The organism is Streptomyces sp. NPDC040718 (assembly GCF_055593565.1).
In genome coordinates this window covers 148982-162081 of record NZ_JBVIXO010000009.1, presented here as the reverse complement: position 1 = coordinate 162081, position 13100 = coordinate 148982, and the positions used below count along the sequence as shown (strand labels likewise).

The window sequence follows — 13100 nt, the reverse complement described above, 5'->3', positions numbered from 1 at the left end:
GGATCCCGAATTGACAAGCACCGAAACCCTTCGGCTCGAACTTCACAGTGCCGTGCTCTCCGATCTCGACGGCAGCAAGCCGAAGAATCTGGCCCGGGCCCTGGCCTACCAGGCCGAGGACATGGTCCCGGAGGCTGCTTCCCATGCCGACGAGGCCGACTTCCAGGCAGCGTTGAAGGGCGCCCGATCGACCCATCAGCTGGTCGAGCTCTGGCGAAGGCAACTCACGCGCTGGGACTACGCCGACCAGCCGGCCTGGACCGACACTCCTCCCCGCACGGAAGAGAGGAGGGCCGCGGTCCACGGCCTGCTGAAGCTCGAGGAGGCCACGCGCGCGCTGCTCGACGGGCTGATTCCCGTGTCGAAGGCGGCGGTCTCCGTGGTGATCAGCCCGGAGCACAAGCCCTGGTACACGCCCCAGTCCCAACTGAGCCGACCGCACTACTGGCCCGCCTATCGGAACCTGCTCGCCGCCAAGGGTTGGCCGGCCGAGGCCGTGGCCGCGTTGGACGTGGCCACGGACCAGGTGGTCGAGCGACTGGCGGACCCGACCGACTCGGAGATGTACCAATCCAAGGGTCTCGTGGTCGGCTACGTGCAGTCGGGGAAGACCGCGAACTTCACGGGTGTCATGGCCAAGGCCGTGGACGCGGGCTACCGCCTGGTGATCGTCCTCGGGGGAACGCTCAACATGCTGAGGGCCCAGACCCAGCGGCGCCTGGACATGGAACTCGTCGGCAGGGAGAACATCCTGCGTGGGGCGGACGAGTTTGAGTCGGACTACGCAGACGACCCGGCTTGGACAGCCGGAAAGTTCGTCTCCTTCGGCAGTCTGCCCTCCGCGCTCGGAGCATTCGACATCGTGCGGATGACGACACGTGACGACGACTACAAGAGTCTGCTGCAGGGGATCACAGCTCTGGAGTTCGAGAAGCGGGAGCCGGCCCTTCCGCTGTACGACCGGGAGAACCTGCACCGCTCGTCGGCGCGCCTGATGGTGGTGAAGAAGAACAAGACCGTGCTCGCCAAGCTCGTCAAGGACCTGGGGAAGATCAAGACCCCGCTGGCGGAGATCCCCGTCCTGATCATCGACGACGAATCGGACGAGGCCTCGGTCAACACCTCCAAGCCGGACGTCCAGCGCAGCGCGATCAACGAACAGATCTCGAAGCTGCTGAACATGCTGCCGCGGGCCCAGTACGTGGGCTACACGGCGACCCCCTTCGCCAACGTCTTCGTGGACCCGAGCGACACCGAGGACATCTTCCCCAAGGACTTCCTCATCTCGCTGCCCCGCCCCGAGGGATACATGGGGGCGCGGGACTTCCACGACCTCGAGACCGAAGTGGATGAGCACGAGCGAACGGTCGCCAACTCCAACGAGAAGGCGCACGTCCGCGACATCGTCGACGACGCGGAGGACGACACCTGCCTGCAGCAGGCCATGGACATGTTCGTGCTGACGGCCGCCATGAAGTTGTACCGGGAGGAGGCGGGCGGTCTCGGCGACGGCTACTTCGCTCACCACACGATGCTCATTCACGAGTCGGTGCGCACCGGGGTCCACCGGGAACTGCACGACCGGGTGCTGAGCCTGTGGCACAACGCGGGCTACACCGGCCCCCGAGGGCACGAGAGGCTGCGGAGACTCTTCGAGACGGACGTCGCGCCGGTGTCGGAGGTCCGCGCCGACGGACAGGCGGTTCCCGCCTCCTACGACGAGTTGATGCGCTATGTCGGACCGGCGAGCGTACGCATCGGCGGTGACGGCCGGCCGATCATCGTCGTGAACGGCGACAAGGACCTGGAGACGGGCGAGGCCGACTTCGACAAGCGCCCGATCTGGAAGATCCTCATCGGAGGCCAGAAGCTGGCCCGCGGATTCACCGTCGAGGGGCTGACCGTGTCGTTCTTCCGCCGTCGCGCGGGAAACGCTTCCACGCTCATGCAGATGGGGCGCTGGTTCGGGTTCCGCAAGGGATATCGCGATCTGGTTCGGCTCTACCTCGGCCGGAGGGAGACCATGGGGCGGACCGAGGTGGATCTGTACGACGCGTTCCAAGCCATCTGCCTCGACGAGGAGGCGTTCCGTTCGGAGCTTCAGCGATATTCCGTGATGGTGGACGGCCGCCCGCAGATCACCCCCGCGCAGATCCCTCCGCTGGTCTCGCAGCACCTGCCGTGGCTCAAGCCGACCAGCCCGAACAAGATGTACAACGCCAGGCTGGAACTCGTACGGTCGGCCGGGCGCTGGGAAGAGCCCACCGCCTACCCACAGAAGGGCGAAGACCTCCGGCGCAATACGGAGCTGTGGCTTCCGTACCTCGAAGCGCTCGGAACGCGCCCGAACACGTACGGGTACCACTTCTCGGACAAGGGAATCGTCCATCGCTTCGGCGCCCTGAGCGGAACCTTCCCCGCGGCGGCGGTCCTCGACACGTTCGCCAAACTGCGCTGGGAGGTTCCCGAGCAGTTCCCCCCGCACCTGCGGTACATCTCCGAAATCACCGAAGCGGGCAAGGTCGACGATTGGGTCGTGCTCGCCCCGCAGCACGCTTCGGCCTCGGCCGCCAAAACCGTCGCCCTCGGCTCGGCAGGTCGGTCCTACTCATGGTTCTCCCGGGATCGGCGAGCGGACCGCGGACCGCTCTTCGGCGCGATCAGCGACAAGAAGCACCGTGGCGTGGCCCACCGGATCGCAGGCGCCCTGGGAGCCTCGGGGGACCCTGCCACGGAGGGGCTGGTGGCCGAGCGTCGTGGCGCGATCGTCCTGTATCCGATCATCGAAACGGCCCATCAAGGTCCCGTCGACGCGGATGGACACGTCGATTCGGACAAGATCGTCATGGCGTTCACCTTCGTGGCTCCGGCCTCGGCCCACAGCGCGAACGGACAGGTCGTCCAATTCACGACGATCTCCTCCAAGCCCAATGCGATCATCGACATCGCGGAGATCGACAGGAGTTGATCTCCCGGCACGTCGACGGCGGTGGTGAGGCGGCAAATCACCTCACCCCCGCCGCGCGCACGACGACTCGGGGGAGAAATGATCACAGGCACGACGGGGCGGCTTCGATCCCTGGACATCTGCTCGGGCGCCGGCGGGCTGGCGCTGGGTCTGGAACAGTCCGGCTTCGACCCCGTCCTCCTGCTCGACAACCGCGACGTCGCGTGCCGCACTCTGCGCGCCAACCGTCCGTCCTGGAACGTCCTCGAGACGAACCTCCTCGACTTCGACCCGTCCGAGCACACCGAGACCTACGACGTGGACCTGCTGTCGGCCGGCCTGCCTCGGGTGAAGGCGACGGCCACCGTGACGCGCCGCGACAGCGCGGCCGAAATCGAACTGCTCCGGGCCACGATGCTGCTGCTCCACGGCGTACAGCCCAGGGCGCTCCTCGTCGAGAACGTACCCGACCTGGTGACGAAGCCGGATTACGAGGCGGTTCGCTCCTACGTCGCGGAAGAACTGGCACACCTGGGGTATCGGCACACCTGGTTCGTGGTGAACGCGGCGGATTTCGGAGTGCCGCAAACTCGCCGCCAGGGAATTCTGGTGGCTTTCAAGGACGACATCATCAACGCCTTCGCCCAGCCGACCCCGACGACCGATACACCCAGAACGGTCGGAGCGGCCCTGCTGGAATCGATGGCCGCGGGCGGCTGGGCCGGGGCACACGAATGGGCCGAGCAGGCCGACCAGCCCGCCCCCACCCTCGTCGGAGGTTCATGGGAGCGCGGTGGTGCGGACCTGGGGCCGACCGGGTCCAAGCGGGCCTGGGCTCGCATGGGAGTCGACGGAGGGACGGTGGCAGACGCCGTACCGGACGCCGACTTCCAGTGGAATCCGGATCTCGGTCGACCGGGGATGATGCCGCTGACCGTGGCCCAGGCCGCGCTCCTCCAGGGGTTCCCTCCCTCGTGGCGGATCGAGGGCCGCAAAACCGCGATGTACCGGCAGGTGGGCCACGCCTCACCGCCGCCGGTGGGACGCGCGCTGGGCGCGGCAATCGCCGCCGCTCTGCGGGCCTGACGGACCGGGAAGGGCGCGATGGGCCTTTGGCTCGGTGACTACACTTGACCCCCATGACCAGAAAGCAGCCTCAGCCGTCTCAACCCGAGCAGATCCGCGTGATGGATCTGTTCGCCGGGGCTGGGGGCTTCTCCTCCGGGTTCAGCCGGTACACCCCCGGCGGGGTGGCCGGCCCGTTCGCCTCGGTTGCCGCCGTCGAGTTCGACCGGGCCGCGGCGGCGACGTATGCGGCCAATTTCGGCGGTGCACACGTCTTCGCCGGTGACATCGCCAAGTTCGATCCCACCCCCTTCAAGGGCCAGGTGGACGTGATCATGGGCGGTCCGCCCTGTCAGGGCTTCTCCGGGCTCGGCAAGGAGGATCCGACGGATCCCCGGAACGAACTCTGGCAGGAGTACGTGCGGGTGGTGGCCAAGGTCCACCCCAAGCTGTTCGTCATCGAGAACGTCGACCGCTTCCTGAAGTCGCCGCAGTACTCGGAGCTCCTCACGGCTTCCGAGACCCCCGGGCACCCGCTCCACGACTACACAGTCGTGCCTGCCGTGATGAATGCGGCCGACTACGGCGTTCCTCAGGCGCGCCGGCGTGTGATCGTCATCTGCACCCACAAGGACTTCGCCGAGCCCTTGCGACACCCGGCGCCGACACACCACAAAAAGGGTTACGTGTCGGACAAAGCGCAGGACGCCCTCTTCGACTCCCTTCCCGGCGGGCAGACCCTGCCGCGCTGGGTGCCGGTTTCGAAGGTCTTCGAGGTGTCGGCCAGGCGTCCGATCCTGGAACGCATGCCCGATCCCCGTGACGACGCGAATTCAGGCGGTGCCGTTCCCGGGCACTACCTCACGACGGACCTCCATTTCGGCCGGAACCCGGAGGATCTGTCCCGTGCGCGATACATGGCGATTCCCGAGAACGGAAACCGGAAGGATCTCCGCGGGGTCAGTTACCGCCTCGACCGAGCGGGACGTATTCGCCTCTCCACGGACAAGGACTACGGCCGACTGAAGGGGCAGGAGTTCTACCTCTCCACCGAGAGCTGGGACAAGCACAATTCCGGATCTGGTGACGTCATGGGACGCATGCGGAAAAACGCTCCTTCGGTGACGATCCGAACGGAGTTCTACAAGCCGGAGAAGGGGCGCTACCTGCACCCGACGGAGCACCGCCCGATCACCCACTACGAGGCCGCTCTCATCCAGGGATTCCCCGAGACCTTCAAGTGGTACGGGACCAAGATCGAGATCGCCCGTCAGATCGGCAACGCGGTACCCGTCGGCCTCGGCAGGACCCTGGCGGAGGCCATCCACACGTTCCTGGCGCCCCACAGCTGACCCGGCAGGCGGCCCACCTCGTCAAAGACGGGCCGCCGGCTTGCTCAGGCTCACACCCGTCGGCACCCGCGGCTCGGGAACACCCTTCTTCCCCGCCGAACGGTTCCGAAGCGGAGACTCGGCCAACAGCTGCTCGAAGATCGGGACCAAGGCAGCGACCGAGGCCCGGTTCACCTCCCCGTCCTGAGGGCCTTCCGGCAGCCGGTCCCACGGCGCCGCCGGAGCGTCCTCCGCCTCGTCGATCCAGTCTTGGAGCGCGTCGGTGTCGGCAGGGCGGTCCGGCGCCAGCACGTCGTAGACCAAGGTGCTGCCGGCGGCATTCACCGCCGCGGAGAGAGAGTTGGCCTGGTCCCCGAGACGGGATCCGCCTGCGGCAAGTCGACTTTCGAGAACGTTCAGGATCGCCTGCGCGGTCGGACGGTGGTCGATCACGTCCAGGCGCATCGTCGTCTGCAATACGTCCTGCACCCGGCAGGCTGTCTCGACCGGGCCGTAGTCGGGACCGTCCCGGAACAACTCGGCGGCCCACCACAGCCGAGAGAAGGCCTGCGTGTAATGCGGTCCGCAGAAACGGGCCGCCGTCGCCACCCCCGGCCCGCCGTCCGTGTCCGAGCCCCGATGGCGCCACACCACGTAGTCCGGGGCTACGACCATGGCGAGGAAGTTCCACAGCCGCCCGTCCGCGGCTTCGGCCCTCGTCATGCGCAGGGTCGCATGCAAGCGAGGGGCGAACCAGCCGTCCGCGGCCGTACGACGGTCCTCGAACCGGCGCATCGTCTCGTCCACCAGAACGCGCACCGGTTCGGTCCGCCAACGGTGGGCGGAACCCAGCTCTTCGGCCGCCCTCCGAAGCGCCACCTGAGGCGGCCGCTCCTGCCCACTCTGCACGGCCCGCCCGATGTACTTGGCCACGGCGGCATCCGCCAGCAGGCCCAGGACCGGCGGGAGTTCCCCAACGCTCGAACGGCTCATCGCGTACCACCGACCCCTTCGAGGTTCTGGACGGAACGCACCGCATTGGTCAGGTTCCTGGTTGCCCGGCTTCGTCGCCCGGCGGCGAACTGCACGCCGGTCTGGACTTCCGCCCAGCCGTAGCCCTTGGTTCGCCGTTCCACGATCTCGTAGAGTGCATCGGTCGGTTGGCGGCCCGGCAACACGTCCGGAAGCATGGACCGCAGCACGGACTCCCGCCACCCCTTCGGGAGCATCGGAGTTCCGTCCTCGTCCGTGTCGAGATCGCTGACGGCGGTGTGGAACATCGCGGTCCAGGCATCCTGGGCGATCTGGGTGGCCGTGAGGTCACGCAGCATCCGCTCCGCCGGACTGCCTCCGGACCCACCCAGCGCCGCCATCAGGCCCTCAACGGCGCCGGTGTTGAGGTACACCGTCGGAACCTCCCCCGTGGTCTCGACGATCCAAGCAGCCTCCTTGAAGGGCCGCAGCCACTCGTGCTCGCCCTCCTTGAAATCGACCTCCACGATCTCGATCTCCTGCTGGCGCGCCGGTGTCGAGGTCTTCAGATCGACATACCAGTCCTGCGTGGCGGACCCCACGAGCCGGCCCGCAACGCCCTCCACCGTCGCCACCACCAGGACGCCCAGCGTCGCGCGGCGCAGGTACGCCACGCTGTCCAGCTCGATGGTTCCCTGCATCGTCCCGTCCCCCGCCCTGGACAGAACCGCAGTCGTACGGGCATTGGTCGCCTTCTCCGAGAGGACGGCAAGGAACAGCACGTCGGACCACGGACCCGATCGGATCTCCGCTTCCGGGAAGGTCACAGAAAGCCGAAGCCGTGCCCGCTCCCACGCGCCCCGCCCCGTCTCGTGCAGGGCAACCGCGCGGTCCGTCGAGGAGATCATCGAGTAGGGCAGTTCCCGGTTGTCCACCGAGACGGACACGACCCTCAGCTCCACGTCCCCGATGAGCGTCGGATAGGGGTAAACCGCCGTCACACCGAACCTCCACGAGCCTTCTGAACGTCCACAACCAGCCGGGCGTACTCACTGCGCACCGGGTGCGTGGCAGGATCCGTGAGACCGCGGAAGACCACCCTGCGCACGCCGGGCTCCACGACGAGATCACCGTTCTCGACTCGGCAGTCCTCCTCGGCTTCCAGGGCCTCCCATCCGACCACCGGCCGACCCCCGGAACGCACGTCGAACTTCGCCACCGGCGTCAGCCGCCACGGATCCTCGGCGAGTGGGAGCCGGAGCTCAACGGTCACGCTCCAGGCACCCGACTCCACCACACCTGCCGTCACACCCCGGACCGTGGGGAAAGACTGGGTCCGCCGTGCCGGCGCGGTGGAGGCGTCCCAGGTCAGCAGCTCACGCAGCGCCGCGGGACCACCCGCCCGCTTCGTCTCGCGCCTGCCCACCAGAGCACGCACGGCCTTGTCGACATCGCCGCGGAACTCCTTCAGACGGCTGACGGCACCACGCTCGTACAGCGAAGTGAGCTCCTCCGTCCGATCCCAGCGGTCGTGCTCGGGCGGCTCCGAGGCACGCAGGAACTCCTCGGCCAATGCCACGTCCTCGGTGTCCCTGTCGGTCGCGTAACCGGCAAGCAGCACAGCCTGGAACGGCATCGTGCCCAGGGGCAGTTCACGCGGCCGGTGCGCCGTGATGGTCATGCGATTACCACGCATGCAAACCACCTGACTGTGCCTTTCGTCCCTATCGGCGGCAGGAGTGAGCAAGAGGACCGCCAGGTGCTCACGCCCCTTGTCCCGCGCCCTGCCTCGACCTTTCAGAGGCGTCACGATCAGCGGCACCTCAGCCCGCGCCACCTGGTCCTCCGCAGTGAGGCTGTCGACCGTGTTGCCGTCGAAATAGGCCTGGAGAGCACGGCTCAAGGCCGGGTGCCGGGTGTAGGGATCGACCCGCTCCTCGGGGACGACCACCTCTCCGTCTCGGAGGGTGGAGACGCGCGCCTCCAACAGAGGGCCGGCCGCAGCACCTCCGATCATCGCCGCCCAGAAACCGTCGGCCAGGGATCGCACGAGCTTGTCGTGGAGGTCGTTCAACCCCTCGGAGTCGCCCGACGCGTCATGGGCGCCGACCACCAGGAAGGACGTACCCGGTTCGCCGGTGTGGCGCTCGAGGTGCAGGCTCCGGGCCGTCTCCTCGTCGGCCCACCACGACCTCGACACGTCCTTGTGCGCGGGATCCGTGTCCGGCTCGCCGAACCATGCCGGTCCCGCGAAGGCCTCACCGTCGACCTGACGCCACGGCAGGTCGAGCCGTCCGATGACACGCCGTTCGGTCCTGCCCTCGTGCGGTTGGGAGAGCGTGGAGTTGATGAGGACGAGGCCGAAGCGACTGGCGGCCCACAGCGTTGCCTTGCCCAGCCCGTACGAGCCGCCCGCACGGCCTCCGGACTGCTTGTGGCTGTCGAGCTGGCGCCTGACCACGGCGGCGAATCGCCCGTCCTGGTACTCCGGCCCTGTGAGGCCGTTGGCATTGAAGTCGTCCACCCGCAGCAGGACCAGGGAGTCCTTCGACTCCAGTTCGTCCAACGCCGCACGCAGGCTCCTCGACACCTTCTGCTCCGCGGAGGCCGCCCGATCGTAATGCGGGCGCAGCTCGTCCCACTGGAGCGCGGCAAGGAACGACGATAGGTGCTCGCCGGTCAGCTCGTGCAGGGTGTAGTGCACCCGGACCGGCGAGCCGGTGTCGAAGCGTTCGTCCAGCGCGTTCTGGGTGGCCTCCCTGGCCAGTACAGCCATGTCGGCGTCGAAGGCGAAAGCCGCGGCATTGCCGTATTCACGTCCCCCATCGGCATGGGCGGTGCGGTGGTGCCACCGCAGCGGTCGGTTAAGGGACACATCGCTCGTCCGGCTGTCGACCAGGTCGGGATTGGCGCCGAACACCTCGGCGAGCGCCCGCTTGGTCTCCTCCCTCGGTTCGGCCCGACCGTTCACCCAGGCGGAAACGGCCGCACGGGTCAAGCCGAGTCGGGCCGCCAGCTCGGACTGGGACAGGTCCATTCGGTTCAACTGCCGTGTGAGCCAAGGGCCGAATTCCTCACCAGGGTGCTCCACGCAACGCCCTCCGTCCGACTCGCCACGGCGTGCTTCTTGATCACCCTAACAGGGCTCATTTGACAGGGCGGATGTTGTCAAATATCCGAGAGGCGGCTCTGCGTTCGGCCCCTGGGGCGGGATTCGGATCGGCGGTTCGCGACGACGGCCAACACGCGCGCCGCCGCCTCGTCCGCCTGCTCGTGCTCCCAGACGCGCACGGCCAGCCAACCCGCCTCGGCCAGCCGGGCGTCGGTGTCGAGGTCCCTCCGCCGGTTCCCTTCGATCTTCGCGCGCCAGAATTCGGCGTTGTTCTTCGGCCACGTGGCGTGCACGGGGCAGCCGTGCCAGAAGCAACCGTCGACGAACACCGCGACACGGGTGGGACCGAACACGATGTCGGCTTCCCGCCGCACGCCCTTCACCGGCTTGCGATGGATCCGGTACCGAGCCCCCTTGGCGTGCAGTGCCTTGCGCAGGGCGACTTCGACGCCCGTGTCGCGGCTCTTCTGGCGGCTCATTCGGGTACGCACGGTCGCCGTCGTCGGCAGTTTCTCCACCCCACCATTGTGAACCGTCCGATCACCCGCCGGCCTGGAACGGAAGCGTGAGCTGCTGGTGGCCCCTGGCCAGGGCCGTCGGTGGGGTGGGGCGGGGGGTGGTCAGGGTCAGGAGGGTGCGGAGGGCGGCGATCACCTCCGTCGGGGTGTCGCGGATCATCGACGGGGTCGCGCTGACCACCAGGATGCCGTGGGACTCCAGGCGCAGGCGGCGGCGGAGGGTGGCATGCCAGGCGTCGCGCGTGTAGTGGTACTCCGCCGAGTCGACCTCCAGGGCCACGCCCTCGTCGGGCCAGTAGGCGTCCGGGCTGGCCAGGAAGGTGCCGTCCGGGGTGTAGAGGCGGGCGTTCCACAGCGGGGTCGGGAGGTCGGTGCCGGTGAGGGCGTCGCGGGCCCGGGCCTCGGCCACCGAGCGGACGCCGGCCAGGAGTTCCGCCGCCGCGGCGCGGACGGCGGGGCGGGCCAGGAGGCGGGAGGCGCGGAGTTCGGCGTGGAGGTCGTGCGGGTGGCACCAGGCGGCCTGGACGACCTGGGCCAGGACCGAGCGGATCCGGTCGGGGTGCGCCTCGGGTCCCGGACGGGCGGCGAAGTCGGCGGCGGCGCGGACCGGGCGGGCGCTGGGGACGCCCGCGACGGTGATGGTCCGCGGCCAGCGGGAGGTGGTCAGGGGCCGGACCTCCGGGGTTCCGGCGAGCCGGCGCGGGGCGCGGATCAGTACGTCGGCGGGGGCGGGCGGGGTGTCGCGGATGCCGAGGAGCGAGAGGGCCGCGGCGCCGGTGAGGGCGGCGGTCTCGCCGGAGAGCGGGTCCGCGGCCGGTTCGGCGGCGGACAGGACCGCGGCCAGGGCCCGTTGGCGGTGGTCGGGCGGCCCGGTCTGGAGGAGGTGGACGCGGGGCAGCAGGCGTTGCCAGGGGCCGCCGGGGCGGGTGCGGGAGGTGACGGTGCCGCCGGGGACCCCGGCGGTGGCGGTGAGCTGGTGGCGGGTGGCGAGGCCGAGCTGGCGGCGGGCCACTTTGGCGGTTCCGGGCGTGATCATGGCCCGGGTATGCCCGCTGCGCGTGCGGTCTAGCTGGGGCGGCCCGGGTGGTCCGGGGAGAGGAAGACGACGACGCCCGTCTGGGTGCCGGGCAGGGCCTGGACCTCGTACCAGCCCAGGCGGCGGTACGTGGCCACCGTGTCCGTGGCCAGACGGGACGTGAGGAGCCAGGCACGGCGCTGCGGGGCGTCCTCGGTGATCTCCGCGAGCAGGGCCCGGCCGGTGCCGTGGCCGCGCGCGTAGGCCCGTACGGCGAGCTCGTCGATCTCCAACGCCCCGACGAGCAGCTCCCGTACCCGGTCGGGTCCGAGCTGGGCGGCGACCTGGGGGTACGCGCGGTGCTGGGGGAAGGGCGCGGGGGTCAGCCAGGCGGTGGCGAAGCCGTCCACGCCGGCCTCGGACTGGGCGAAGGCCATACGGAACCCCGGGCGCCGAACGTCCGTCTGGAGGCGGGTGGAGAACTGGCGAATGGTTTCTTCGCATTCGTTCCAGGGCGCGGCGGAAAAGACGTCGGCGTAGGCGTCGACCAGTTCGTGCTCGAGGTCCAGGACGGTGCGTCCATAGGAGATCACTGTGTCGACTCCTGGGGTGATTGGGCTGTTTCCTGCTGGAAGACCGAATTTACGCCCACCGGGTTCCCGCACCCGGTGATGCGCAGAAGCGGCGAGTGTGCGACAAATCGCCTCCGCGTCGTCCGTGTCGCGGACCGGGGTGGGGCGTTGAGCAACCCGTGAACACGGACAGACTGCTGCGGGTGGCGGGGCGGTGCGCGCTCGCCTTCCTCCTCGTCCTCGGGGTCGTCGCGCTGTTGCCGCGCGCGGTACGGGAGGCGGTGCCGGACGCCGTGGTGGGCGGGGCGGTGCTCGTGCTCGGGGCGGTGGGGGCCCGGCGGGCGTCGAGGCGCCCGCGTTAGGTTTGACGGAGTGGGTGCGGGGCCGGCGCCGCGATCGGTGCCGGCCGTGTGCAGGGCAGTTCATCGGAAGACACGACGTGTGAGGGAGTTCGAGATGGCTCGGGTACCGAGTTCCGCGGTGGCGGCGGCAGGGCTGGTCGGCGGTTACGCCGTGGCCCGCTGGACCAAGAAGCGGCCGCTGGGCGGTGTCGTGCTCGGCGCCGCCGGGCTCGTGGCCGGGCGGGAGTGGCACAAGCGCGGCGGCGTGCCGGCGGCGGCCGGGCTGGGAGCCCTGTACCTCGCCGGCTTCGCGGGGGCGCATCCGCTGGCGAAGAAGGTCGGGGCGTGGCCGGCCGTCGTCGGGGCCGCCGGTGTCGTCGCCGCGACCGCCTGGGCCGTCGCGGACCGGTCCCGCCGGGGGTGACCGTTCCCCTGGCCGGGACCGTTCCCCTGGCCGGGACCGTTCCCCTGGCCGGGGCTGTGGGTGGGGCCGCTGCGCGGAGCTGTCCCCTACCCGCCCTTCCGCCGTTCCCCGGGCGCTGCCCGGACCCGCGCCTCAAACGCCGGCGGGGCTGAAAGACCCTGGGGGCTCCGCCCCCAGACCCCCGCGCCTCAAACGCCGGCGAGGCTGGAATTGCCGGCCGGGCGCGGCGGGTGGGCCGCCGGACGCCGAACCAGAAGAAGCGTGTAGCGGGCTGAGCACGACGAGGCCTGGGAGCGCGCGGCGATCTGCTGCGCCTGGGTGTTCCGCAGGAGCGCTGTTCGACATTTGGCGCGGGTATCAGCTCCAGGCGGGCGCCGGACGCCAAGCCGGCAGGAGCACGTAGCGATCTGACGCACCCGGGTGCTCCGCAGAGCGCACTGCTCGTCCTCTGGCGCGGGTATCAGCCCCAAGCGGGCGCCGGACGCCAACGAAAGAGAAGCGCGTAGCGATCTGACGCGCCCGGGTGCTCCGCAGAGCGCACTGCTCGTCCTCTGGTGCGGGTATCAGCCCCGGACGGGCGCCGGACGCCGAGAAAGAGGAGCGCGTAGCGATCTGACGCGCCCGGGTGCTCCGCAGGGGGCTCTGCTCAACCTCTCGTGCCGGTAGCCGCGCCCCGGCCCGGGATTTCGGCTGCTGAGGGCCCAACGGGCCGACCCCCGGCCCCTCGTCTCATCCCTGACACGGCCGCCCCTCCGGCCATGGACCGTGCCGTTCTTTTGGGGGTTTCCCGGCAGTCTTTCGGC

Annotated in this window: 11 protein-coding genes; 5 read left to right on the top strand and 6 right to left on the bottom strand. The window is 69.5% G+C overall.

The window, feature by feature from the left end:
* Positions 1–10: 10 nt before the first annotated feature.
* The 3 genes from ACZ597_RS23000 to ACZ597_RS22990 all read left to right on the top strand — a co-directional run bounded on the left by ACZ597_RS23000 (position 11) and on the right by ACZ597_RS22990 (position 5364).
* Positions 11–2968 (top strand): Z1 domain-containing protein, encoded by a 2958-nt coding sequence (locus tag ACZ597_RS23000; RefSeq protein WP_471333423.1) that lies wholly within the window; start codon positions 11–13, stop codon positions 2966–2968.
* A 78-nt stretch (positions 2969–3046) separates the two neighbouring features.
* Positions 3047–4033, top strand: coding sequence for a DNA cytosine methyltransferase (locus tag ACZ597_RS22995; RefSeq protein WP_471333089.1), 987 nt, complete (start codon positions 3047–3049; stop codon positions 4031–4033).
* A gap of 53 nt (positions 4034–4086) precedes the next feature.
* Positions 4087–5364, top strand: coding sequence for a DNA cytosine methyltransferase (locus ACZ597_RS22990; protein ID WP_471333086.1), 1278 nt, complete (start codon positions 4087–4089; stop codon positions 5362–5364).
* 21 nt (positions 5365–5385) lie between these two features.
* Here the strand turns inward: ACZ597_RS22990 and ACZ597_RS22985 are convergent, their stop codons facing one another.
* From ACZ597_RS22985 to ACZ597_RS22960, 6 genes are all read right to left on the bottom strand, one after another.
* Complete coding sequence (locus tag ACZ597_RS22985; RefSeq protein WP_471333083.1) at positions 5386–6276, bottom strand: DUF6339 family protein; 891 nt, start codon at positions 6274–6276, stop codon at positions 5386–5388.
* A 56-nt stretch (positions 6277–6332) separates the two neighbouring features.
* Complete coding sequence (locus ACZ597_RS22980; protein WP_471333080.1) at positions 6333–7316, bottom strand: hypothetical protein; 984 nt, start codon at positions 7314–7316, stop codon at positions 6333–6335.
* Entirely contained in the window at positions 7313–9352 is a 2040-nt protein-coding gene (locus tag ACZ597_RS22975; RefSeq protein WP_471333078.1) for a helix-turn-helix domain-containing protein, read from the bottom strand. The genes ACZ597_RS22980 and ACZ597_RS22975 overlap by 4 nt, the downstream gene beginning before the upstream one ends.
* Before the next feature lie 131 nt (positions 9353–9483).
* Entirely contained in the window at positions 9484–9945 is a 462-nt protein-coding gene (locus tag ACZ597_RS22970; RefSeq protein WP_471333076.1) for a very short patch repair endonuclease, read from the bottom strand.
* Positions 9946–9967: 22 nt separating this feature from the next.
* Positions 9968–10981, bottom strand: coding sequence for a hypothetical protein (locus ACZ597_RS22965; RefSeq protein ID WP_471333073.1), 1014 nt, complete (start codon positions 10979–10981; stop codon positions 9968–9970).
* Between the two features lie 29 nt (positions 10982–11010).
* Entirely contained in the window at positions 11011–11553 is a 543-nt protein-coding gene (locus ACZ597_RS22960; RefSeq protein WP_471333071.1) for a GNAT family N-acetyltransferase, read from the bottom strand.
* A 158-nt stretch (positions 11554–11711) separates the two neighbouring features.
* Between ACZ597_RS22960 and ACZ597_RS22955 the strand changes: the two genes are divergently transcribed.
* Complete coding sequence (locus ACZ597_RS22955; RefSeq protein WP_471333068.1) at positions 11712–11894, top strand: hypothetical protein; 183 nt, start codon at positions 11712–11714, stop codon at positions 11892–11894.
* Between the two features lie 94 nt (positions 11895–11988).
* On the top strand, positions 11989–12297 hold the full coding sequence (locus ACZ597_RS22950) for a hypothetical protein (protein WP_471333065.1): 309 nt from the start codon (positions 11989–11991) through the stop codon (positions 12295–12297).
* Positions 12298–13100 lie beyond the last annotated feature (803 nt).

What these genes read in the sequence shown, in the direction of transcription:
- ACZ597_RS22995 (WP_471333089.1), top strand. Translation starts at nt 3,047, where the DNA reads ATGATCACAGGCACGACGGGGCGGCTTCGATCCCTGGACATCTGCTCG.
- ACZ597_RS22975 (WP_471333078.1), bottom strand. Translation starts at nt 9,352, where the DNA reads ATGGACCTGTCCCAGTCCGAGCTGGCGGCCCGACTCGGCTTGACCCGT.
- ACZ597_RS22950 (WP_471333065.1), top strand. Translation starts at nt 11,989, where the DNA reads ATGGCTCGGGTACCGAGTTCCGCGGTGGCGGCGGCAGGGCTGGTCGGC.
- ACZ597_RS22990 (WP_471333086.1), top strand. Translation starts at nt 4,087, where the DNA reads ATGACCAGAAAGCAGCCTCAGCCGTCTCAACCCGAGCAGATCCGCGTG.
- ACZ597_RS22965 (WP_471333073.1), bottom strand. Translation starts at nt 10,981, where the DNA reads ATGATCACGCCCGGAACCGCCAAAGTGGCCCGCCGCCAGCTCGGCCTC.